Origin of the sequence: Streptococcus mitis (assembly GCF_002005545.1) — a bacterium.
Lineage (GTDB): Bacteria > Bacillota > Bacilli > Lactobacillales > Streptococcaceae > Streptococcus > Streptococcus mitis_I.
This window is the reverse complement of the sequence record NZ_LBMT01000001.1, coordinates 27,608-51,345: the sequence shown is the minus strand read 5'-3', so window position 1 is coordinate 51,345 and position 23,738 is coordinate 27,608. Positions and strand designations below refer to the sequence as shown.

The window sequence follows — 23,738 nt, the reverse complement described above, 5'->3', positions numbered from 1 at the left end:
GAAACGTTACAGTGACAACGCCAGCAGGAAACACAGCAGTGATTCCAGCAGCAGACTTAACTAAGTCAGCTGAAGATGCAGCTAAGCCAAATGCAGGTAACGATGTGGTTAAACCAGCAGATAAGACTGTGGTAGCGAACCCAGATAAACTTACAGATGCTGAGAAGAAAGCCATCGAAGACAAAGTTAAAGCTGTAAATCCAGGTGCGACTGTAGTAGTAGACGATAAAGGAAACGTTACAGTGACAACGCCAGCAGGAAACACAGCAGTGATTCCAGCAGCAGACTTAACTAAGTCATCAGAAGACGCAGCTAAGCCAAATGCAGGTAACGATGTAGTTAAACCAGCAGATAAGACTGTGGTAGCGAACCCAGATAAACTTACAGGTGCTGAGAAGAAAGCCATCGAAGACAAAGTTAAAGCAGTGAATCCAGGTGCGACTGTAGTAGTAGACGATAAAGGAAACACTACAGTGACAACACCAGCAGGAAATACAGCAGTGATTCCAGCAGCAGACTTAACTAAGTCATCAGAAGACGCAGCTAAGCCAAATGCAGGTAACGATGTAGTTAAACCAGCAGATAAGACTGTGGTAGCGAACCCAGATAAACTTACAGATGCTGAGAAGAAAGCCATCGAAGACAAAGTTAAAGCTGTAAATCCAGGTGCGACTGTAGTAGTAGATGATAAAGGAAACGCAACAGTGACAACGCCAGCAGGAAACACAGCAGTGATTCCAGCAGCAGACTTAACTAAGTCAGCTGAAGATATCTTTAAACAACGTCCATATGTACCATCAAATGGTGGAGGCAATAACAGTGGTAACGGTAACGGAACTTCTGACAATAACGCAGCTAATAACACTGATGCAAAAGTGAATAAAGCTAAGTTAGAAGGTGCTATCCATCAATTAGATGAATTGATCATTAAAGAATCAGCTAAGCTTGATGCAGAAACTGCAAAAGAAGCGAATGACTTATTAGCAGATGCTAAGAAAGTATTTGCCAATGCAGTCGCAAGTCAAGCAGAAGTGGATGCAATGGTTAAACGTATCGAAGACTTCATGGCGAAAGTTTCTCCATCAACTGATCATGCAACTCCAGCTACTGCTCAAGCAGCAGCTAATGCTGGTCAAACAGCATCAGCACAAGCAAATGCGCGTAAAGCAGCTAAAGAATTGCCAAATACAGGTACAGCAGATTCTACTGTAGCTATGGTAGCAGCTGCCGCAAGTGCATTACTTGGTCTTGGTCTTGCAGGTCGTCGTAAAGAAGACGAAGAAGCTTAATTGGTAGATTGTTTGATAATTATCAGATGATAAATCCGATTTTCAAAGCTTAGACAAGTATCTCTCATAAGAAAATCTCCTAGCAGGGAAGCCTGCTAGGAGATTTTACTAGTGAATCAAATGATAGTTCATTATTATATGATTTTAAAGCCGTAATATTGACATACAATTTAATTTTTGCTAGAATCCTTGCAGGAGGATAAGTCTAATGAAAATAATAAAAAAATTGATGCAAATCGCATTAGCAGTCTTTTTCTTTGGTTTGCTAGCGACAAGTGCAGTATTGGCGGATGATGCTGATTCAGAAGGTTGGCAATTTGTCCAAGAAAATGGTAGAACCTACTACAAGAAGGGGGAACTCAAAGAAACCTACTGGCGAGTGATTGATGGAAAATACTATTATTTTGATTCTTTATCTGGAGAGATGGTTGTCGGCTGGCAATATATACCTGCTCCACACGAAGGGGTTACGATTGGTTCTTCTCTAAGGCAAGATATTGCTTTTAGACCAGATTGGTTTTACTTTGGTCAAGATGGGGTACTACAAGAATTTGTTGGTAAGCAAGTTTTAGAAGCAAAAACTGCTACAAATACCAACAAACATCATGGGGAACAATATGATAGTCCAGCAGAGAAACGAGTCTATTATTTTGAAGATCAGCGTAGTTATCACACCTTAAAAACTGGTTGGATTTATGATGAGGGGCACTGGTATTATTTACTGAAGGATGGTGGCTTTGATTCTCGCATCAACAGATTGACTGTTGGGGAGCTAGCACGTGGTTGGGTTAAGGATTTTCCTCTTACATATGATGAAGATAAGCTAAAAGCTGCTCCATGGTATTATCTAGATCCAACAAATGGTATTATGCAAACTGGTTGGCAATATCTTGGTAACAAGTGGTACTACCTCCGTTCATCAGGTGCAATGGCAACTGGCTGGTATCAAGAAGGCTCAACTTGGTATTATCTAGATGCTGAAAATGGTGATATGCAAACTGGCTGGCAATATCTTGGTAACAAGTGGTACTATCTTCGTTCATCAGGAGCTATGGCAACTGGTTGGTTCCAGGTCGGTAGTAAATGGTACTACGCTTATAGCTCAGGTGCCTTGGCAGTGAATACCACTGTAGATGGCTATTCTGTCAATTATAATGGCGAATGGGTTCAATAATGAAAGAGGCGATTGTGAAGGAAACAATCGCTTTTTTTGTGAAAATATAATAAAATAGATAGGAAAGAATAAATACTTGTATGAAAAATGGGACGGCTTTTTCGTCTAGCAAAAGGAAAAAATGACAAAAAAACTTGGTGTCGGTCAGGCACATAGTAAGATTATTTTAATAGGGGAGCATGCAGTCGTTTACGGTTATCCTGCTATTTCCTTGCCTCTTTTGGAGGTAGAGGTGACTTGTAAGGTAGTTCCTGCTGAAAGTCCATGGCGTCTTTATGAGGAGGATACCTTGTCCATGGCGGTGTATGCTTCGCTGGAGTATTTGGATATCAAAGAAGCCTGCATTCGCTGTGAGATTGATTCGGCTATCCCTGAAAAACGGGGAATGGGTTCGTCAGCTGCTATTAGCATAGCAGCTATTCGTGCGGTATTTGACTACTATCAGGCTGATCTGCCTCATGATGTACTAGAAATCTTGGTCAATCGGGCTGAGATGATTGCCCATATGAATCCGAGTGGTTTGGATGCTAAGACCTGTCTCAGTGACCAGCCTATTCGCTTTATTAAGAACGTAGGATTTACAGAGCTTGAGATGAATCTATCTGCCTATTTGGTCATTGCAGATACGGGCGTCTATGGTCACACTCGTGAAGCCATCCAAGTGGTTCAAAACAAGGGCAAGGATGCCCTGCCGTTTTTGCATGCCTTGGGGGAATTGACCCAGCAGGCAGAAGATGCGATTTCACAAAAAGATGCTGAAGGATTGGGACAAATCCTCAGTCAAGCGCATTTACATTTAAAAGAAATTGGGGTCAGTAGCCCTGAGGCAGACCATCTGGTTGAAACAGCTCTTAGTCATGGTGCTCTGGGTGCTAAGATGAGCGGTGGTGGGCTTGGAGGCTGTATCATAGCCTTGGCAGCCAATTTGACACACGCACAAGAACTAGCAGAAAGATTAGAAGAGAAAGGAGCTGTTCAGACATGGATAGAGAGCCTGTAACAGTACGTTCTTACGCAAATATTGCTATTATCAAATATTGGGGAAAGAAAAAAGAAAAAGAGATGGTGCCTGCTACTAGCAGTATCTCTCTGACTTTGGAGAATATGTATACGGAGACAACTTTGTCATCTCTACCGACGGATGCGACAGCTGATGCCTTTTATATCAATGGTAAGCTACAAAATGAGGCTGAGCATGCCAAGATGAGTAAGATTATTGACCGCTACCGTCCAGTTGGAGAAGGCTTTGTCCGTATCGATACTCAGAACAATATGCCTACCGCGGCGGGTCTGTCCTCAAGTTCTAGTGGTTTGTCTGCCTTGGTCAAGGCTTGTAATGCTTATTTTCAGCTTGGATTGACTCGGAGCCAGTTGGCACAGGAGGCTAAGTTTGCCTCAGGATCTTCCTCTCGGAGTTTTTATGGACCATTAGGTGCCTGGGACAAGGATAGCGGAGAGATTTACCCGGTAGAGACAGACCTGAAACTAGCTATGATTATGTTGGTGCTAGAGGACAAGAAAAAACCAATTTCTAGCCGTGACGGGATGAAACTTTGTGTGGAAACCTCGACGACCTTTGATGACTGGGTCCGTCAGTCTGAGAAGGATTATCAGGATATGCTGCTTTATCTCAAAGAGAATGATTTTGCCAAGGTTGGGGAGTTAACGGAGGAAAATGCCCTTGCTATGCACGCTACAACCAAAACAGCATCACCAGCTTTTTCTTATCTGACCGATGCATCTTATGAAGCCATGGACTTTGTTCGCCAGCTACGTGAGCAAGGGGAAGCCTGCTACTTTACTATGGATGCTGGTCCCAATGTCAAAGTCCTCTGTCAAGAGAAAGACTTGGAGCATTTATCAGAAATCTTCGGTCAACGTTATCGCTTGATTGTGTCAAAAACAAAGGATTTGAGCCAAGATGATTGCTGTTAAAACTTGCGGAAAACTCTATTGGGCGGGTGAATATGCCATTTTAGAGCCAGGACAGCTAGCCTTGATAAAGGCGATACCTATCTATATGAAGGGCGAGATTGCTTTTTCAGATAGTTATCGTATCTATTCGGATATGTTTGATTTCGCAGTGGACTTGACACCAAATCCTGACTACAGCTTGATTCAAGAAACGATTGCTTTAGTGGAAGATTTCCTCGTTTATCATGGGCAAACCTTGCGACCTTTTTCTCTAGAAATTCGTGGGAAAATGGAACGAGAAGGGAAAAAGTTTGGTCTAGGTTCTAGCGGTAGCGTCGTTGTTTTGGTCATCAAGGCTCTGCTAGCTCTGTATAAGCTTTCGGTTGATCAGGATCTCTTGTTCAAGCTGGCCAGTGCTGTCTTGCTCAAGCGCGGAGACAATGGTTCTATGGGGGACCTTGCCTGTATTGTGGCAGAGGAATTGGTTCTATACCAGTCATTTGACCGCCAGCAGGTGGCAGCTTGGTTGGAAGAAGAAAACTTGGCGACTGTTTTAGAGAGTGATTGGGGCTTTTCTATCTCACAAGTGAAACCAGCCCTAGAATGTGATTTTCTAGTGGGATGGACCAAGGAAGTGGCTGTATCGAGTCACATGGTCCAGCAAATCAAGCAAAATATCAATCAGAATTTTTTAAGTTCCTCAAAAGAAACGGTGGCTGCTTTGGTAGAAGCCTTGGAGCATGGGGAATCAGAAAAAATTATCGAGCAAGTAGAAGTAGCCAGCCAGCTTTTAGAAGGCTTGAGTACAGATATTTACACGCCTTCGCTCAGACAGTTGAAAGAAGCTAGTCAAGATTTGCAAGCTATTGCTAAGAGTAGTGGTGCTGGTGGTGGTGATTGTGGGATTGCCTTGAGTTTTGATGAGCAATCAACTGAAACCCTAAAAAACCGTTGGGCCGATCTGGGGATTGAGCTCTTATACCAAGAAAGGATAGGACATGACGACAAATCGTAAGGATGAGCACATCCGCTATGCCCTTGAGCAGAAAAGTTCCTATAATAGCTTTGATGAGGTGGAGTTGATTCATTCTTCCTTGCCTCTTTACGACTTGGATGAAATCGATCTGTCGACAGAGTTTGCTGGTCGAAAGTGGGACTTTCCTTTCTATATCAATGCCATGACAGGTGGGAGTGAAAAAGGTAAAGAAATCAATCAAAAACTAGCTCAGGTAGCAGAAGCCTGTGAGATTTTGTTTGTGACGGGCTCTTATAGTGCGGCTCTCAAAGATCCATCAGATGCCTCTTTTTCTGTCAAGTCTAGTCATCCAAATCTCCTTATTGGAACCAATATTGGATTGGATAAGCCGGTTGAACTTGGTTTGCAGACTGTGACGGAGATGAATCCTTTACTTTTACAAGTGCATGTCAATGTCATGCAGGAATTACTCATGCCTGAGGGAGAAAGGAAGTTCAGAAGCTGGCAATCGAATCTAGCAGACTATAGTAAGCAAATCCCTGTTCCGATTGTCCTCAAGGAAGTGGGCTTTGGGATGGATGTGAAGACTATTGAAAGAGCCTATGAATTGGGCGTTCGAACCTTTGACCTGTCAGGTCGTGGTGGCACCAGTTTTGCCTATATTGAAAACCGCCGCAGTGGCCAACGTAACTACCTCAATCAATGGGGCCAGTCTACTATGCAAGCCCTTCTCAATGCCCAAGACTGGAAAGACAAGGTTGAACTCTTGGTCAGTGGAGGCGTTCGCAATCCGCTGGATATGATTAAGTGCTTGGTCTTTGGTGCCAAGGCTGTAGGCCTGTCTCGAACAGTTCTGGAATTGGTTGAAACCTATTCAGTTGAAGAAGTGATTGGCATTGTCCAAGGCTGGAAAGCAGATCTACGCTTGATTATGTGTGCCCTTAATTGTGCCACCATAGCAGATCTGCAAAACGTAGACTATCTTCTTTATGGAAAATTAAAAGAAGCAAAAGATCAGATGAAAAAGGCGTAACCACCGCCTTTTTTCCATCTTCAGACCGAGGCGACTTTTTTGAAGTGTGATAAAATAGAAGGGAGAGGATGAACCTATGAGAAAATTTAAAATCTTTTTATTTATCGAAGCCTGTCTGTTGACGGGAGCTCTGATGTTGATGGTTTCAGAGCATTTTTCGCGTTTTCTGCTGATTCTATTCCTCTTTTTGCTTTTGATTCGCTATTACACTGGTAAAGAGGGCAATAACCTCCTTTTGGTGGTGGCAACCATTCTCTTCTTTTTCATCGTCATGCTCAATCCTTTTGTGATTCTAGCTATTTTTGTTGCGGTCATCTATAGCCTCTTTCTTCTTTATCCGATGATGAACCAGGAAAAAGAGCAGACCAATTTGGTTTTTGAAGAGGTGGTGACGGTTAAGAAGGAGAAAAATCGTTGGTTTGGAAATCTCCATCATTTTTCAAGCTACCAGACTTGCCAGTTTGATGATATCAATCTCTTTCGTCTTATGGGCAAGGATACCATTCATCTGGAGAGGGTCATCCTAACCAATCATGACAATGTTATTATCCTCAGAAAGATGGTAGGAACGACCAAAATCATCGTACCTGTAGATGTGGAAGTCAGTCTCAGCGTTAACTGTCTCTATGGTGACTTGACTTTTTTCAACCAGCCCAAGCGAGCCCTCCGTAATGAACACTATCATCAAGAAACAAGAGACTATCTTAAGAGTAACAAGAGTGTCAAGATTTTCTTGACTACTATGATTGGGGATGTGGAGGTGGTCAGAGGATGAAAAAACAAGCTTATGTAATCATTGCAATTACCTCCTTCCTGTTTGTCTTATTTTTCTCCCACAGCTTATTGGAAATTCTTGATTTTGACTGGTCTATTTTCTTGCACGATGTCGAAAAAACAGAAAAATTTGTCTTTTTGTTGTTGGTATTCAGCATGTCCATGACCTGTCTCTTAGCCCTATTTTGGCGAGGTATTGAAGAGCTTTCTCTAAGAAAGATGCAGGCCAATCTCAAGCGTTTATTAGCAGGACAAGAAGTGGTTCAGGTTGCTGATCCAGATTTAGATGCCAGTTTCAAGTCCTTGTCAGGTAAACTTAACCTTTTGACAGAAGCTCTTCAAAAGGCTGAAAATCACAGTCTTGCTCAGGAAGAGGAAATCATCGAGAAAGAACGGAAGCGGATTGCTCGGGATTTGCACGATACAGTCAGTCAGGAGTTGTTTGCAGCCCACATGATTTTATCGGGTATCAGTCAGCAGGCTTTGAAATTGGATAGAGAAAAGATGCAGACCCAGTTGCAGAGTGTCACAGCCATCCTTGAAACAGCCCAGAAGGACTTGCGGGTCTTGCTCCTGCACTTGCGACCAGTTGAACTGGAGCAAAAGAGTCTGGTTGAGGGAATCCAAATCCTCTTAAAAGAGCTTGAGGACAAGAGTGATCTCAAGGTTAGTTTCAAGCAAAATGTGACGAAATTGCCTAAGAAAATCGAGGAGCATATCTTCCGTATCCTGCAAGAGTTGATCAGCAATACCCTCCGCCATGCCCAGGCCTCTTGCCTAGATGTCTACCTCTATCAGACAGATGTTGAATTGCAGCTGAAGGTGGTGGACAATGGGATTGGTTTTCAGTTGGGGAGTTTAGATGACCTGAGTTATGGACTCCGCAATATCAAGGAGCGGGTTGAAGATATGGCAGGGACGGTTCAGTTATTAACAGCTCCCAAGCAAGGGCTGGCAGTTGATATCCGTATTCCCTTGTTAGATAAGGAATTATAAGGAGTAAAGATGAAAATTTTACTAGTAGATGACCACGAAATGGTTCGATTGGGCTTGAAAAGCTACTTTGACCTCCAAGACGATGTAGAAGTTGTGGGAGAGGCGGCAAACGGGTCTCAAGGTATTGACTTGGCATTGGAATTGCGTCCAGATGTCATTGTTATGGATATTGTCATGCCTGAGATGAATGGGATTGATGCAACTTTGGCTATCCTCAAGGAATGGCCTGAAGCCAAGATATTGATTGTGACTTCTTACTTGGACAATGAAAAAATCATGCCGGTTTTGAATGCTGGTGCCAAAGGCTATATGCTCAAGACTTCTAGTGCAGACGAACTGCTTCATGCCGTCCGTAAGGTGGCTGCTGGCGAGTTGGCCATTGAGCAAGAGGTCAGCAAGAAGGTTGAATACCACCGCAATCACATAGAACTACATGAGGACTTGACTGCGCGTGAGCGAGATGTTCTCCAACTCATCGCCAAGGGCTACGAAAATCAGCGCATCGCAGACGAACTTTTTATCTCTCTCAAGACGGTCAAGACCCATGTGTCCAATATCCTAGCCAAACTTGAGGTCAGCGATCGTACCCAGGCTGCAGTCTATGCCTTTCAGCACCACTTGGTGGGGCATGAGGAGTTTTAGATGAGTCTAACAGATTTACTTGAGGAGCTAGAAGCAGCAAAAGATCCTAAAAAAGCAGGGCCTATGGAGGCCTATATGCGTCATCAATTTTCCTTTCTAGGCGTTGCGGCGCCAGAAAGAAATAAACTCTATAAAAAATACTTTCCAGAAGCGAAAAAAACAAAGATTATTGATTGGGATTTTGTAGATACTTGCTGGGAAAAAGAGTATAGAGAATACCAGTATGTGGCTGCCAATTATTTGAAAGCAATGCAGTCTTATCTAAAGGACAGCGATTTGCCTAAGCTAGAGCAGTTGGTTGTTACCAAGTCTTGGTGGGATACGGTAGATATCCTAGATCGAGTAGTAGGGAGTTTGGTGTATGAGAAGCAGGAACTGGAAAAAATAATCCTCCAATGGAGCCTGTCAGACAATATCTGGTTGAGACGCGTCGCTATTGACCACCAGTTGTTAAGAAAAGAGAAGACCAATGTTCAATTACTGGAAAAGATTCTGTTTCATAATTTGAATCAAACAGAATTCTTTATCAATAAAGCCATTGGCTGGGCTCTGAGAGACTACTCCAAAACGAATCCAGCTTGGGTAGCATGCTTCATTGAGAAAAACAAGGAAAGAATGGCTGAACTTAGTATCAAAGAAGCGAGCAAGTACCTCTCCCATCATTGAAAAGCACATTCATTACTTGAAAAAAGTCGCTCATTTATGTTATAATAGACTGTATTTAAAAAATTTTAAGGAGAAATGACAGAATGTCTGTATCATTTGAAAACAAAGAAACAAACCGTGGTGTCTTGACTTTCACTATCTCTCAAGACCAAATCAAACCAGAATTGGACCGTGTCTTCAACTCAGTGAAGAAATCTCTTAATGTTCCAGGTTTCCGTAAAGGTCACCTTCCACGCCCTATCTTCGACAAAAAATTTGGTGAAGAATCACTTTACCAAGACGTTATGAACGCTCTTTTGCCAAACGCTTATGAAGCAGCTGTAAAAGAAGCTGGTCTTGAAGTGGTTGCTCAACCAAAAATTGATGTAACTTCAATGGAAAAAGGTCAAGATTGGGTTATCACTGCTGAAGTTGTTACAAAACCTGAAGTAAAATTGGGTGACTACAAAAACCTTGAAGTATCAGTAGATGTAGAAAAAGAAGTAACTGATGCTGACGTTGAAGAGCGTATCGAACGCGAACGCAACAACTTGGCTGAATTGGTTATCAAGGAAGCTGCTGCTGAAAACGGCGACACTGTTGTCATTGACTTCGTTGGTTCTATCGATGGTGTTGAATTTGATGGCGGAAAAGGTGAAAACTTCTCGCTTGGACTTGGTTCAGGTCAATTCATCCCAGGTTTCGAAGACCAATTGGTAGGTCACTCAGCTGGTGAAACTGTTGATGTTATCGTAACATTCCCAGAAGACTACCAAGCAGAAGACCTTGCAGGTAAAGAAGCTAAATTCGTGACAACTATCCATGAAGTAAAAGCTAAAGAAGTTCCAGCTCTTGACGATGAACTTGCAAAAGACATCGACGAAGAAGTTGAAACACTTGCTGAATTGAAAGAAAAATACCGCAAAGAATTGGCTGCTGCTAAAGAAGAAGCTTACAAAGATGCAGTTGAAGGTGCAGCAATTGATAAAGCTGTAGAAAACGCTGAAATCGTAGAACTTCCAGAAGAAATGATTCACGAAGAAGTTCACCGCTCAGTAAACGAATTCCTTGGAAACTTGCAACGTCAAGGTATCAACCCTGACATGTACTTCCAAATCACTGGAACTACTCAAGAAGACCTTCACAATCAATATCAAGCAGAAGCTGAGTCACGTACTAAGACTAACCTTGTTATCGAAGCAGTTGCCAAAGCTGAAGGATTTGATGCTTCAGAAGAAGAAATCCAAAAAGAAGTTGAGCAATTGGCTGCAGACTACAACATGGAAGTTGAACAAGTACAAAGCTTGCTTTCAGCTGATATGTTGAAACACGATATCACAATCAAAAAAGCTGTTGAATTGATTACAAGCACAGCAACAGTTAAATAATCTTATACTCTTCAAAAATCTCTTCAAACCACGTCAGCGTCGCCTTACCGTACTCAAGTACAGCTTGCGGCTATCTTCCTAGTTTGCTCTTTGATTTTCATTGAGATTAATAAACAAAAAACCCACCTGATTAGGTGGGTTTTCTTGTGTACTATTTTCCAAAAATCTCTTTGAGGTCTGCGTCTGTAATCCCAATCATGGCGGGGATGCTATCCCAGTTTTCTTCGGTTAGGATGTAGGATTGTTCAGAGTTACTTGATGTGACTGTTTCAGAGACAACTGGTTGCTTTTCTTCAACATTCTCCAATAAATCACTGAAGCGTTCAATCAGATAAGTTTTTCGGGCAGTTCCGATATGTTGAGTAGCATAGTCGAAGGCCTGTAATTCGCCTAGTAAAATAAGCTTGCTTTTGGCGCGTGTAATGGCTGTATAGATGAGATTGCGCTCCAGCATACGCCTACTAGCACTAGTGATAGGTAGGATGACAACAGGGAACTCACTTCCCTGTGATTTATGGATGCTCATGGCATAGGCCAGGCGAATCTTGTACCATTCGTTACGTGGGTAAGAGACCTCGTTGCCATCAAAATCAATGACAATCTCGTCTTGTTTCGACTCGGTATATTTACCAGGAATCAGGTCTGTGATAGCTCCTAGATCCCCATTAAAGACATTGATTTCAGCATCGTTGACTAAATGAATGACCTTGTCTCCCTTGCGATAGTGGCACTGGGGAGCTTCGAAACTGAGTTGGTCTTTTTGTGGTGGATTAAGGAGGTCTTGCATGAGTTGGTTGATGGCATCAATCCCTGCTGTCCCTCGGTACATGGGAGCCAGAACTTGGATATCACGGGCAGGAATGCCACTTCTGAGGGCAGCGCCTAAGATTTTCTCAATCGTAGCAGGAATATGGCCACTAGCAATTTCAAAGTAGGAACGGTCAGCTTTTTTCTGGGTGAAATCAGCTGGCAAGATGCCCTGTCGAATTTGACTAGCTAGGGTGACGATGGTTGATTCTTCGCTTTGCCGGTAAATTTTTTCCAAGCGAGTCTGAGGAATCAAGGGAATATGAAGCAGATCAGCTAGAACCTGTCCAGGGCTGACAGAAGGCAACTGGTCGCTGTCACCTACGATGAGGATCTTGCTGTTAGAAGAGATGTTGGAGAAGAGTTGGTTGGCCAGCCAAGTATCCACCATGGAAAATTCATCCACGATGATAAAGTCGGCATCCAGATAATCTTCCAGATGACTGGTATCATCGTCACCTGTCATTCCCAAGTGGCGGTGTATGGTCGCGCTAGGCAAACCTGTCAATTCATTCATGCGCCGAGCGGCTCGTCCAGTTGGAGCAGCAAGAAGAATAGGTAGGTTGCTTTTTTTCCTGAGGTCAAGTCCTTCTAAAAGGGCATAAACAGCGATGATCCCATTGATAACCGTTGTCTTACCAGTACCAGGCCCACCTGTCAGGATAAAGATCTTGTTTTGTATAGCATCACAGATAGCTTGTTTTTGAATGCTATCATACTCAATCCCTAGTTTTTCCTCGACAGTAGTGATATGTTTTTGAATGATTTCTAAATCTTGGCTCTTCTGTTTTCCTTTTTCAAGGATACGAACCAAGTGACTGCGGATGCCTTCCTCGGCGAAAAAGAGGCTGTTGTCAAAAATCTTGGTATCAATCTGCTGAACCTTGTCTTCTTCAATCAGGTAGGAGAGCTCTTGGGCCACTTGGCTGGGGTTCAGTTCCACGGGGCGGGAAGACTCAAGGAGAGTAAGGGTTTGTTCCAGCAAATCCCGTGCTTCAACATAGGTGTCCCCTGTTTCCATACAGGCTTGAAAAAGACTGTGAACTAGACCGGCACGGAAGCGCTCAGGAGCCTGACTTTCGATGCCTAGTTCTTCCGCTAATTTGTCAGCAATAGTAAAGCCCAAACCCTTGATATCCTCGACCAGTTGGTAGGGATAATTTTCAACCACATCAAGGGTTTCTTCTTTGTAAAAGTCTTGAATCTGGAAGGCTAGTTTGTTGGGAATGCCGTAGTTGGCAAGTTTGGCCAAAACCATCTCCGTTCCGTAGTTGAGGCGGAGAGTAGAGATGAAAGCCTCGCGATTTTTGGCAGATAGTCCTGAGATGCCTTCTAATTTTTCTGGGTGTTGCAGAATTTCGTCAATGGTATTGTCGCCATAGGTGTCGACGATTTTCTGAGCAGTCTTGAGACCAATTCCCTTGAAATGGCTACTTGAAAAGTACTTGACCAAGCCCTTGCTAGTTGGTTTTGAGCGTTCATACCGGCTGATTTGCAGTTGTTCTCCATACTTGGAGTGCTGGACAATTTGTCCCCAAAAAGTATATTCTTCTCCCTCAATCACATCAGCCATAGTGCCCGTGATAATGATTTCAAAATCATCAAAATCCTCTGCGTCTGTATCGTCGATTTCTAGGAGAAGGATACGATAAAAATTGCTGGGATTTTCAAAAATAATCCGTTCAATGGTTCCTGAAAAATAAACTTCCATAAGATTCCTTTGCATAAATAGGTGAGAGTTAATACTCTTCGAAAATCTCTTCAAACCACGTCAGCTTCGCCTTGCCGTATATATGTTACTGACTTCGTCAGTTCTATCTACAACCTCAAAGCAGTGCTTTGAGCAACCTGCGGCTAGCTTCCTAGTTTGCTCTTTGATTTTCATTGAGTATAACTTTGTTTCTATCTTAATCAAACTGGATAGTGAATAATCATCTTCTCACGATAGAAGAAGAGGCTGAGATTGGTGATTCTCGGCCTCTTCGATTTCTTAAAATGTTCCGATACGGGTGATTGGCCAGAAGCGGAATTTAGCTTCCCCTGTGATATCTTTTGCTTTGAAGGTACCTACGTGGCGGCTGTCGCTCGAAACCAAGCGGTCGTCTCCAAGGAGAAGGTATTCACCTTCTGGGACAGTAAAGCTAAAGTTGGTATTGTAGTTGACATCAACTGTGAAGGCTTGGGCTTTTTGAGCGATACTTCTAAAGAAAGTGCCTTTATTTCCTTCAAAGCCCTTGCCTGAGTAGGTGCTTTGGAGTTTATCATCCTTGAAACGTTTGATGTAGTCAGCTAGGTAAGGCTCATCCGTCTCTTTATCATTGATGTAAAGTTTATCGTTTTCGTAACGGATGGTGTCGCCAGGCATTCCGATCACGCGCTTGACGATGTCCTTATTGCCATCTTCCTCATGGGCCACCACGATATCAAAACGGTCAATAGGGAGGTGCTTAACGACAAAGAGAATTTCGCCATCCGCTAGGGTAGGATCCATGGAATGCCCTTCTACGCGGACATTACTCCAAAAAAAGATACGGCTCAAAGCTAGTAATGACAGAATCAGGAGGAACAATCCCCACTCTTTTAGGAAATTTTTAAATGAATTCATAATTTACCTTTCTAAGCGTTTTTTCGCTTTTTCAGTATTTTTAAAGTGCAATTTGGCGCAGAAATTGAGTCCCTGCATACCATAGGCTTGTAAAATCTGGCTAGCTACCTTATCAGAAGCCGTTCCAGCTCCACTTGGAAGTTGATAGCCCAGTTCTCGTCCTAGATTTTCTAGATTTTCCAGAAAGAGGTCACGCGCAATGATAGAAGAAACTGCGACAGCCAAGTATTTGCCCTCAGCCTTTTCTTCTAAGCTGATCGGATTGCCGAAACGATTGGCCTCTTGTGCCAAGTACTTGTCATAATTTTTAGCACTGGTAAAGGCATCAATCACAATTTTCTCAGGCTGAATGCCTTTTTGAAGAAGGAGATAGATAGCCTGGTTATGGAGAGCAACCTTAACCGAAACAGCATTGTAGCGGTCTCCGATGACCTCGTTGTACTTGCTTGGTGAGAGAAGCAGTGCCTGGTGCTGGATTTTTTCCTTGAGGATAGGGGCAATCTGACGAATCTTTTGGTCGGTCAGAGTCTTAGAATCCCCCACACCGAGTTTTCGTAAAAAGTCGTGCTGGTCAGGTGTGACAAAGGAAGCCACAACTGCAAGCCCACCAAAGTAGGAACCATTTCCCACCTCATCTGTCCCAATTAAAGGAAGATTTTGTCCGCTGGTTTCCTCTACAACTTGATAGCCAAAGAAACAGGCGTACTTCTCAGCTTCTTCACCCTGAAGCAAAACCTTTCCAGAAGTATAGATAGAAACCGTTGCCTGAGGTAGTCGCAAAAAGTAGCGGATATAGGGATTCTTACTGGGAGCCAGACTGCTTTGATAGTGTTCAAGGAAAGCCTGAATCTCCTTTTCACTTGGTGTGAGTGTTATACTTGCCATAGTTTCTATTGTACCACAAAAGCAGGCAAATTTGTAAAAACTGACAAAGTTAGCGAATTTTGGTATAATATCGTGAGGTGAATTTTATGGCAAATCTAAATCGATTCAAATTTACATTCGGGAAAAAATCATTAACCTTGACAAGCGAACATGATAATCTCTTTATGGAGGAAATCGCTAAGGTTGCGACAGAAAAATACCAAGCAATTAAAGAACAAATGCCTAGCGCAGACGATGAAACAATCGCTCTTTTGTTGGCGGTCAACTGTTTATCAACTCAGCTCAGCCGTGAGATTGAATTTGATGATAAGGAACAAGAGCTAGAAGAACTCCGTCACAAGCTTGTGACTTGCAAGCAAGAACAGAGCAAGATTGAGGATTCCTTATGATTTCAATCCTTCTTCTATTGGTCTTGGCTTGGGGATTTTATATCGGCTATCGGAGAGGCCTGCTCTTACAGGTTTATTACCTGATTTCAGCCATGGCATCTGCTTTTGTAGCTGGCCAGTTTTATAAGGGGCTTGGAGAACAATTCCATTTATTACTCCCTTATGCAAATCCGAAGGAAGGTCAGGGAACTTTCTTTTTCCCATCGGATCAACTCTTTCAGTTGGATAAGGTCTTTTACGCAGGGATCGGCTACTTGCTTGTATTTGGGATAGTCTATAGCATCGGTCGTTTGCTTGGTCTCCTATTACACTTACTTCCTAGTAAAAAACTGGGTGGCAAGTTGTTTCAAGTTTCAGCGGGTATCTTGTCCATGTTGGTGACCTTATTTGTCTTGCAAATGGCCTTGACCATCTTGGCGACCATCCCCATGGCAGCTATACAAAATCCTCTTGAAAAGAGTATCGTCGCAAAACACATCATCCAGAGTATACCGGTAACAACCAGTTGGCTCAAACAAATCTGGGTGACAAATTTAATCGGATAAAAAGGGCAGGAGTTTTCCTAGCCCTTTGTTTACAGATTGACTAGAATCTATCAGAATGTAAAAAGCTACCACACCTAGACATTCAAAGACAAGGAAATAAAGATGAATAAGAAAATATTAGAAACATTAGAGTTCAATAAGGTCAAGGCCTTGTTTGAACCCCATTTGTTGACCGAGCAGGGCTTGGAGCAATTGAGACAGCTGACTCCGACTGCCAAAGCAGATAAAATCAAACAGGCTTTTGCTGAGATGAAGGAAATGCAGGCTCTCTTTGTCGAGCAACCGCATTTTACCATTCTCGCAACTAAGGAAATTGCAGGAGTCTGCAAGCGGTTGGAGATGGGGGCGGATCTCAATATCGAGGAGTTCCTCCTCTTGAAGCGCGTGCTTCTTGCCAGTCGAGAAATGCAAAGTTTTTATGCTAATCTGGAAAATGTCAGCTTGGAAGAATTATCCCTTTGGTTTGAGAAATTACACGATTTTCCGCAATTACAAGGAAATCTCCAAGCCTTTAATGATGCAGGTTTCATTGAAAATTTTGCCAGTGAAGAATTGGCGCGCATCCGTAGGAAAATCCATGATAGCGAGAGTCAGGTCCGCGATGTTTTACAGGACCTGCTCAAGCAAAAAGCGCAGATGTTGACAGAAGGGATTGTTGCCAGCAGAAATGGCCGTCAGGTTCTACCTGTCAAAAACACTTACCGTAATAAGATTGCAGGTGTTGTTCATGATATTTCTGCCAGCGGAAACACCGTCTATATCGAACCCCGTGAGGTGGTCAAACTGAGCGAAGAAATCGCTAGTCTGCGAGCAGATGAGCGCTATGAAATGCTTCGCATTCTCCAAGAAATTTCTGAGCGTGTTCGCCCTCATGCGGATGAGATTGCCAATGATGCTTGGATTATCGGCCATCTGGACTTGATTCGTGCCAAGGTCCGCTTTATCCAAGAGAGGCAAGCAGTCGTTCCTCAGCTATCAGAAAATCAAGAGATTCAACTGCTCCATGTCTGCCATCCTCTGGTCAAAAATGCCGTCGCAAATGATGTCCATTTTGGTCAAGATTTAACAGCCATTGTCATTACAGGTCCCAATACTGGTGGTAAGACTATCATGCTCAAAACTCTGGGCTTGACGCAGGTTATGGCTCAGTCTGGTTTGCCGATTTTAGCAGACAAGGGAAGTCGTGTTGGTATTTTTGAAGAAATCTTTGCCGATATTGGCGATGAGCAGTCTATTGAGCAGAGCTTGTCTACCTTCTCTAGCCACATGACCAATATTGTGGATATTCTTGGCGAGGTCAACCAGCATTCGCTCTTGCTCTTGGATGAGTTGGGGGCTGGTACAGATCCTCAAGAGGGAGCCGCCCTTGCCATGGCTATTCTGGAGGACCTTCGCCTGCGTCAAGTTAAGACTATGGCTACAACTCACTATCCGGAACTCAAGGCCTACGGTATTGAGACAGCCTTTGTGCAAAATGCCAGCATGGAGTTTGATACTGCAACTCTTCGCCCGACTTATCGCTTTATGCAGGGTGTTCCTGGCCGAAGCAATGCCTTCGAAATTGCCAAACGTCTGGGCCTATCTGAAGTTATCGTAGGGGATGCCAGCCAGCAGGTAGATCAGGACAATGACGTCAACCGGATCATTGAGCAACTGGAAGAGCAGACGCTGGAAAGCCGTAAACGCTTGGACAATATCCGTGAGGTGGAGCAAGAAAATCTCAAGATAAATCGTGCGCTTAAAAAACTCTACAACGAGCTCAATCGTGAAAAGGAAACCGAGCTTAATAAGGCGCGTGAACAGGCTGCTGAGATTGTGGACATGGCCCTAAGTGAAAGTGACCAGATTCTCAAAAATCTCCACAGTAAATCTCAACTCAAGCCCCACGAAATCATTGAAGCCAAGGCCAAGCTGAAAAAATTAGCTCCTGAAAAAGTGGACTTGTCTAAAAATAAGGTCCTTCAAAAAGCTAAGAAAAAACGAGCTCCAAAGGTGGGAGATGATATCGTGGTTCTCAGTTATGGCCAGCGTGGTACCTTGACCAGTCAACTCAAGGACGGCCGTTGGGAAGCCCAAGTTGGTTTAATCAAGATGACCTTGGAAGAGAAAGAATTTGACCTTGTTCAAGCTCAGCAAGAAAAACCAGTCAAGAAGAAACAAGTCAATGTTGTGAAACGGACATCTGGCCGAGGCCCTCAAGCCAGACTGGATCTTCGAGGTAAACGCTATGAAGAAGCTATGAATGAGCTAGATGCCTTTATCGACCAAGCCTTGCTTAATAATATGGCTCAAGTTGATATCATCCATGGTATCGGAACAGGTGTCATCCGTGAAGGTGTCACCAAATACCTACAAAGAAACAAGCATATCAAGAGTTTTGGCTATGCCCCACAAAATGCTGGAGGCAGTGGTGCGACTATTGTCACTTTTAAAGGATAGAAGTATTCCGGGCTTTATAAAGTAAAAACTGTTGAACTAATTTTTACTAATAAACACATTGACAAAAGACAACATTTTTTGTAAAATAAGAATCAATTAAATACCAACACCGAATGAAGTTTAATAGAAGTGGGGAATCGTTTGATTTTCCATGACTGTAAATGGACGGAACTCTGGAGAGACCGTAAAGGCACCGAAGGGGCAAGGCAGGTAACTGCTCAAACTCTCAGGTAAAAGGACAGAGCTAGGATAGACCGCTTTTTAGCATTTATCTAAGCATTCCAGAGTACATGTATCTTGCATGTGCTCTTTCTTTTGGGGTTGAAAAGATAGGAGAAGGAAATGTTAGAATTGCTTAAATCAATTGATGCTTTTGCTTGGGGCCCACCCCTCTTGATTTTATTGGTCGGAACAGGGATTTACCTAACTGCCCGTCTAGGCCTCTTGCAGGTTTTGCGTCTGCCCAAGGCCTTTCAGCTTATTTTTACCAAGGATAAGGGGCATGGAGATGTATCCAGCTTTGCGGCCTTGTGTACAGCCCTAGCAGCGACAGTTGGTACGGGAAATATTATCGGGGTGGCGACGGCTATCAAGGTTGGTGGACCAGGAGCTCTCTTTTGGATGTGGATGGCTGCTTTCTTTGGAATGGCTACTAAGTATGCGGAGGGACTGTTAGCTATCAAATACCGCACCAAGGATGACCATGGTGCAGTGGCGGGAGGTCCCATGCACTATATTCTTCTAGGGATGGGAGAAAAGTGGCGACCACTTGCCATCTTCTTTGCCCTGGCAGGTGTTCTAGTAGCTTTATTGGGAATCGGGACCTTTACCCAAGTCAACTCGATTACAGAATCTATCCAGAATACAACGACTATTTCGCCAGCCATCACAGCTCTTGTTTTGTCTGTCTTTGTAGCAATTGCAGTCTTTGGCGGGCTCAAGTCCATTTCAAAGGTTTCAACTACCGTTGTTCCTTTTATGGCTATCATTTATATTTTGGGAACTCTTACAGTTATTTTCTTTAATATCGAAAAAATCCCTGCCACAATCGTTTTAATCTTGACATCAGCATTTAGTCCTGTTGCTGCGATAGGTGGATTTGCCGGTGCTAGCATTCGGATGGCTATTCAAAATGGTGTAGCTCGTGGTGTGTTTTCAAATGAGTCTGGTCTAGGTTCAGCTCCTATTGCAGCTGCTGCAGCTAAGACAAACGAACCAGTAGAGCAAGGTTTGATTTCCATGACAGGAACCTTTATAGACACCCTCATTATCTGTACGCTGACTGGTTTGACCATCTTGGTAACTGGTGTTTGGAGTGGTGATTTGAATGGAGTTGCCTTGACTCAGTCAGCCTTCTCAACAGTCTTTTCACACTTTGGACCTGCCCTCTTAACAATCTTCCTTGTTCTCTTTGCCTTTACAACGATTCTAGGTTGGAACTATTACGGAGAACGCTGTTTCGAGTTTCTCTTTGGGGTTCGCTTTATCTGGCTCTACCGTGTGGTCTTTGTGCTCATGGTCCTGTTGGGAGGATTTATCGAGTTGGATATGGTTTGGATTATCGCAGATATTGTCAACGCTTTGATGGCTTTACCAAACTTGATTGCCCTCTTAGTTTTATCACCAGTTGTTATTGCTGAGACTAAAAAGTATTTTAATAAATAATGGAATCACACATTGCGTGTGATTTTTTGCTTTCATAAAAAATTTCTATCGGTGCAATTTAAAATATATATTATACACGGTATAGAATCTGTGATAGACTAGATTTCAACAACATGAAAAGAGGTTTTATGATGACAGCATTTACAATTCATACAGTAGAATCAGCACCAGCAGAAGTGAAAGAAGTTCTTGAAACAGTAGAAAAAGACAACAATGGCTTTATTCCCAATCTAATCGGACTCTTGGCTAATGCACCTACTGCCCTAGAAGCCTACAGAACTGTCGGAGCTATCAACCGTCGCAATAGTCTGACACCCGTTGAGCGTGAAGTGGTGCAAATCACGGCAGCTGTGACCAATGGTTGTGCCTTCTGTGTCGCAGGTCACACAGCCTTTTCAATCAAACAAATCCAGATGAATGATGATCTGCTTCAAGCCCTTCGCAATCGTACTCCAATTGAAACAGATCCTAAATTAGACACCCTAGCTAAGTTTACCTTGGCAGTTATCAATACCAAGGGTCGTGTAGGAGATGAAGCCTTGTCTGAGTTTTTAGAAGCTGGCTACACCCAACAAAATGCCTTGGATGTGGTTCTTGGTGTCAGCCTAGCAAGCCTCTGTAACTATGCCAACAATCTAGCTAATACACCAATTAACCCAGAATTGCAACCTTATGCTTAATTCATATCTGAGTAAAATGAAGTCTGAAATCAACGGACTTCATTTTTTATCCCCTCATTTAAGCGCTTTTATGCTATACTGAAACTAACATGATTATTGGAGGTTAGGATGAAAAAACTCCCCTTGGTATTTTCTGGTTGTTTGCTAGGTTTAGCAGGAGCTGGAAATCTTATTTTAGATACGTTGCCAGTTCTGTCACATATACTGAGTTTATCAGGCTTGGTTTTATGGATTTACTTTCTGATTTTGCATCTCTTTAATTGGAAGGAAACCAAGCAAGAATTGACCAAGCCTCCACTTTTGTCAGGAATGGCCACCTTTCCTATGGCTGGGATGATTTTATCGACTTATGTCTTTCGCGTGTTCCCTCATCTTCCTTTGCTAGCGCAAGGACTCTGGTGGTTTTCATTTCTCTTGGATTTGGCCCTGATTGCTGGTTTTACCATCAAGTTTGCTTGTCCAGGGCGGAGGGTTCATTCCACTCCTAGCTGGACGGTTCTCTATGTGGGAATAGCAGTGGCAGCCTTGACTTATCCACTGGTAGGTATTATCGAGATTGCCTATGCGACCTTGAGTTTTGGTTTTCTCTTGACCTTCTATCTCTACCCGCTTATTTATAGTGATTTAAAGAAACATGCACTCCCAGTAGCCTTGCTTGGGCAAGAAGGAATCTACTGTGCTCCTTTCTCTCTACTCTTGGCTTCTCTAGTTCGAGTTGGAGGAGCTAGCCTACCGACTTGGGTCTTGATTGTCATGGTCTTGGCTTCCCAATCCTTCTTTTTCTTTGTTTTGACTCGTCTGCCCAATATTTTAAAACAAGGTTTTCAACCAGCCTTCTCAGCCCTCACCTTCCCGACCATTATCACAGCTACTTCGCTTAAGATGGCTCAGGGAATCTTGAAATTTCCATTTTTGGATTATTTGGTAGTGGCTGAAACTGTTATTTGCCTAATCATTTTGCTCTTTGTATTAGGCGCTTATCTGAATTGGTTACGAAAAAAGGTCTAGCTAGAAATAGCTAAACCTTATTTTTTATGGTTTGATAACTTCAGCTCCACCCATGTATGGACGAAGTGCTTCTGGGATGGTCACAGAACCATCTGCATTTTGGTAGTTTTCAAGAATAGCAGCCACTGTACGTCCAACTGCAAGTCCAGAACCGTTCAGGGTATGGAGCAATTTCACCTTGCCATCAGCTTCATCACGGTAACGGATTTGGGCACGACGGGCTTGGAAATCTTCTGTATTTGAACAACTTGAGATTTCACGGTAGGTATTTTGTGCTGGAATCCAAACTTCCAAGTCGTAAGTTTTAGCAGCTGAGAAGCCCATATCTCCAGTAGAGAGAGCAACGACACGGTATGGAAGGTTAAGTTTTTGAAGAATGTTTTCAGCGTTGGCTGTCATTTTTTCCAATTCTTCGTAAGATTCTTCTGGTTTGGCAAATTTGACCATTTCAACCTTGTGGAATTGGTGCAAACGAATCAAGCCACGAGTATCACGGCCAGCTGAACCAGCCTCAGATCGGAATGATGGGCTCATAGCAGTGAAGTAGATTGGCAGGTCTTTACCGTCCAGGATTTCATCACGGTAGTAGTTTGTTAGGGGAACCTCAGCTGTAGGAATAAGGACATAATTGCTGTCGCTGAGTTCAAAAGTATCTTCCTTGAATTTTGGATATTGACCAGTACCAAACATAGAGTCGTGGTTAACCATGTAAGGCGTGATGACTTCCGTATAGCCTTCCTTTCCATGTTCATCCAACATAAAGTTGTAGATAGCACGTTCCAAACGAGCACCGAGGCCTTTATAGAAGAGGAAGCGAGCTCCTGTTACCTTACCACCGCGTTCCCAGTCAAGGATGCCAAGGTCTTCACCAAGATCCCAGTGAGCTTTTGGCTCGAAATCGAACTCGCGTGGAGTGCCCCAACGACGAACTTCCACATTGTCATCTTCGTCAGCCCCAACAGGAACGCTATCAGCTGGAATATTTGGAAGAGTAGTGGTAAATTCTGTCAATTTAGCATCGATTTCTGCCAATTCAGCATCCAAGGCTTTGACTTCAGCAGATAGGGTTTGCATAGCAGCAATCTTGTCATCTGCATTTTCCTTGTTGCGTTTGGCTTGGGCAATCTCAGCAGAAACTGTGTTTCGTTCTGCTTTGAGAGTTTCAACCTTGACTAAGATGTCACGACGTTTAGCATCGATTTCTTTCATCTCATTCAAGACAGCAGCATCTACACCACGTGTAGCCAATTTTTCTGCGACAGCATCAAAGTCTGTACGAATACGTTTGATATCTAACATAAGAACTCCTTTATGAAAAAAGCACACCTGACAAAGCGTTGGAGTGGCAGGGCCACGGTTCCATCCAACTTCACAGGTGTGCACTTGATTGTGTATGTAATTGTTACTAACGGTAGAATTTCACCTATCCCTCCTATCTGCTCGCAGCATCCGCAGACTTTCTGAAAGAAGAAGATAACCTACTTATCCGTTGCTATGATTATACTAAAGTTTCTACTTTTTTGCAAATAGATTTTTAAATTTTTGGCTAATTGTCTGAATCAGGGTAGGAAGTTTGACGACCTTGTCATTGCCTAGTTTTTCGCGAGCAATTTTAAGAATGGCACCCGAGTCTTTTGAGGCAAAGAGGAATTTTCCTTTGTCTGTAAAGACTTCGAAGTGGCGACTGATTTTGCGACCAGTAACATTAGCTCCAATTTGGTTGATATGGCTCCAAGGAATCTGGATAAATTGTTCGACATTGACATCTGGGTAAAATTCCAAAGCCTGATCTCCGACAAGGAATTTCCCAACTTTCCCAGCTATAGAGAGGTAGGAGGTGCCTGTCGTATTGAGGAGCACTGTTTTGTTAAGTGATTGAGCCAT

Annotated in this window: 22 protein-coding genes and 1 riboswitch; of the genes, 17 read left to right on the top strand and 5 right to left on the bottom strand. The window is 43.1% G+C overall.

What is annotated here, in order from left to right; genetic code table 11:
• Positions 1-11: 11 nt before the first annotated feature.
• From QS39_RS11205 to tig, 11 genes are all read left to right on the top strand, one after another.
• Positions 12-1,289: an LPXTG cell wall anchor domain-containing protein gene (locus tag QS39_RS11205; RefSeq protein ID WP_257617672.1), complete on the top strand. Its 1,278-nt coding sequence runs from the start codon at positions 12-14 to the stop codon at positions 1,287-1,289.
• Between the two features lie 208 nt (positions 1,290-1,497).
• Positions 1,498-2,463, top strand: a complete 966-nt coding sequence (gene cbpF, locus QS39_RS00245) for a choline-binding protein CbpF (protein WP_077804276.1) — start codon at positions 1,498-1,500, stop codon at positions 2,461-2,463.
• A gap of 121 nt (positions 2,464-2,584) precedes the next feature.
• Positions 2,585-3,463 (top strand): mevalonate kinase, encoded by an 879-nt coding sequence (gene mvk / locus QS39_RS00240; RefSeq protein WP_077804275.1) that lies wholly within the window; start codon positions 2,585-2,587, stop codon positions 3,461-3,463.
• Positions 3,445-4,398 carry a diphosphomevalonate decarboxylase gene (gene mvaD, locus QS39_RS00235; RefSeq protein WP_077804274.1) on the top strand — a complete coding sequence of 318 codons (954 nt, stop codon included), beginning with the start codon at positions 3,445-3,447 and terminating at the stop codon, positions 4,396-4,398. Before mvk ends, mvaD begins: the two co-directional genes overlap by 19 nt.
• The gene (locus QS39_RS00230; RefSeq protein WP_077804273.1) at positions 4,385-5,392 is read left to right on the top strand and encodes a phosphomevalonate kinase; all 1,008 of its coding nucleotides are present in this window, start codon (positions 4,385-4,387) and stop codon (positions 5,390-5,392) included. Before mvaD ends, QS39_RS00230 begins: the two co-directional genes overlap by 14 nt.
• Complete coding sequence (gene fni, locus QS39_RS00225; protein WP_077804272.1) at positions 5,376-6,386, top strand: type 2 isopentenyl-diphosphate Delta-isomerase; 1,011 nt, start codon at positions 5,376-5,378, stop codon at positions 6,384-6,386. The genes QS39_RS00230 and fni overlap by 17 nt, the downstream gene beginning before the upstream one ends.
• A gap of 76 nt (positions 6,387-6,462) precedes the next feature.
• Positions 6,463-7,161: a cell wall-active antibiotics response protein LiaF gene (liaF, locus tag QS39_RS00220; protein ID WP_077804271.1), complete on the top strand. Its 699-nt coding sequence runs from the start codon at positions 6,463-6,465 to the stop codon at positions 7,159-7,161.
• Positions 7,158-8,156 carry an envelope stress sensor histidine kinase LiaS gene (locus QS39_RS00215; RefSeq protein WP_060805227.1) on the top strand — a complete coding sequence of 333 codons (999 nt, stop codon included), beginning with the start codon at positions 7,158-7,160 and terminating at the stop codon, positions 8,154-8,156. Before liaF ends, QS39_RS00215 begins: the two co-directional genes overlap by 4 nt.
• Positions 8,157-8,165: 9 nt before the next feature.
• A complete protein-coding gene (locus QS39_RS00210; RefSeq protein WP_077804270.1) occupies positions 8,166-8,798 on the top strand; it encodes a response regulator transcription factor in 633 nt (210 codons plus the stop codon).
• Entirely contained in the window at positions 8,799-9,464 is a 666-nt protein-coding gene (locus QS39_RS00205) for a DNA alkylation repair protein (protein WP_077804269.1), read from the top strand.
• A gap of 83 nt (positions 9,465-9,547) precedes the next feature.
• Complete coding sequence (gene tig / locus QS39_RS00200) at positions 9,548-10,831, top strand: trigger factor (RefSeq protein ID WP_000116487.1); 1,284 nt, start codon at positions 9,548-9,550, stop codon at positions 10,829-10,831.
• Between the two features lie 151 nt (positions 10,832-10,982).
• Here tig and recD2 read toward each other — a convergent pair whose 3' ends face one another.
• The 3 genes from recD2 to rnhC form a co-directional block, all read right to left on the bottom strand.
• Positions 10,983-13,349: an SF1B family DNA helicase RecD2 gene (recD2, locus tag QS39_RS00195; protein ID WP_077804268.1), complete on the bottom strand. Its 2,367-nt coding sequence runs from the start codon at positions 13,347-13,349 to the stop codon at positions 10,983-10,985.
• 279 nt (positions 13,350-13,628) lie between these two features.
• Positions 13,629-14,243: a signal peptidase I gene (lepB, locus tag QS39_RS00185; protein ID WP_001083986.1), complete on the bottom strand. Its 615-nt coding sequence runs from the start codon at positions 14,241-14,243 to the stop codon at positions 13,629-13,631.
• A gap of 3 nt (positions 14,244-14,246) precedes the next feature.
• Positions 14,247-15,128, bottom strand: a complete 882-nt coding sequence (gene rnhC / locus QS39_RS00180; protein WP_077804267.1) for a ribonuclease HIII — start codon at positions 15,126-15,128, stop codon at positions 14,247-14,249.
• 86 nt (positions 15,129-15,214) lie between these two features.
• Between rnhC and zapA the strand changes: the two genes are divergently transcribed.
• The 6 genes from zapA to QS39_RS00150 all read left to right on the top strand — a co-directional run bounded on the left by zapA (position 15,215) and on the right by QS39_RS00150 (position 21,854).
• Entirely contained in the window at positions 15,215-15,517 is a 303-nt protein-coding gene (gene zapA, locus QS39_RS00175) for a cell division protein ZapA (protein ID WP_000002019.1), read from the top strand.
• Positions 15,514-16,062, top strand: coding sequence for a CvpA family protein (locus tag QS39_RS00170; RefSeq protein ID WP_077804266.1), 549 nt, complete (start codon positions 15,514-15,516; stop codon positions 16,060-16,062). The genes zapA and QS39_RS00170 overlap by 4 nt, the downstream gene beginning before the upstream one ends.
• A gap of 102 nt (positions 16,063-16,164) precedes the next feature.
• Positions 16,165-18,501 (top strand): endonuclease MutS2, encoded by a 2,337-nt coding sequence (locus QS39_RS00165; protein WP_077804265.1) that lies wholly within the window; start codon positions 16,165-16,167, stop codon positions 18,499-18,501.
• A gap of 163 nt (positions 18,502-18,664) precedes the next feature.
• A riboswitch (glycine riboswitch) is annotated at positions 18,665-18,753 on the top strand.
• 90 nt (positions 18,754-18,843) lie between these two features.
• Positions 18,844-20,166 carry an alanine/glycine:cation symporter family protein gene (locus QS39_RS00160; protein WP_077804264.1) on the top strand — a complete coding sequence of 441 codons (1,323 nt, stop codon included), beginning with the start codon at positions 18,844-18,846 and terminating at the stop codon, positions 20,164-20,166.
• A 131-nt stretch (positions 20,167-20,297) separates the two neighbouring features.
• Positions 20,298-20,846: a carboxymuconolactone decarboxylase family protein gene (locus QS39_RS00155; protein ID WP_077805493.1), complete on the top strand. Its 549-nt coding sequence runs from the start codon at positions 20,298-20,300 to the stop codon at positions 20,844-20,846.
• Between the two features lie 108 nt (positions 20,847-20,954).
• The gene (locus QS39_RS00150) at positions 20,955-21,854 is read left to right on the top strand and encodes a TDT family transporter (RefSeq protein WP_077804263.1); all 900 of its coding nucleotides are present in this window, start codon (positions 20,955-20,957) and stop codon (positions 21,852-21,854) included.
• 24 nt (positions 21,855-21,878) lie between these two features.
• On the opposite strand, the gene serS is transcribed toward QS39_RS00150, so the two are convergent.
• Together serS and QS39_RS00140 are read right to left on the bottom strand one after the other, a co-directional pair.
• Positions 21,879-23,153 carry a serine--tRNA ligase gene (gene serS, locus QS39_RS00145; RefSeq protein WP_033686469.1) on the bottom strand — a complete coding sequence of 425 codons (1,275 nt, stop codon included), beginning with the start codon at positions 23,151-23,153 and terminating at the stop codon, positions 21,879-21,881.
• 213 nt (positions 23,154-23,366) lie between these two features.
• Positions 23,367-23,738 carry a DUF956 family protein gene (locus QS39_RS00140; protein ID WP_020901044.1) on the bottom strand — a complete coding sequence of 124 codons (372 nt, stop codon included), beginning with the start codon at positions 23,736-23,738 and terminating at the stop codon, positions 23,367-23,369.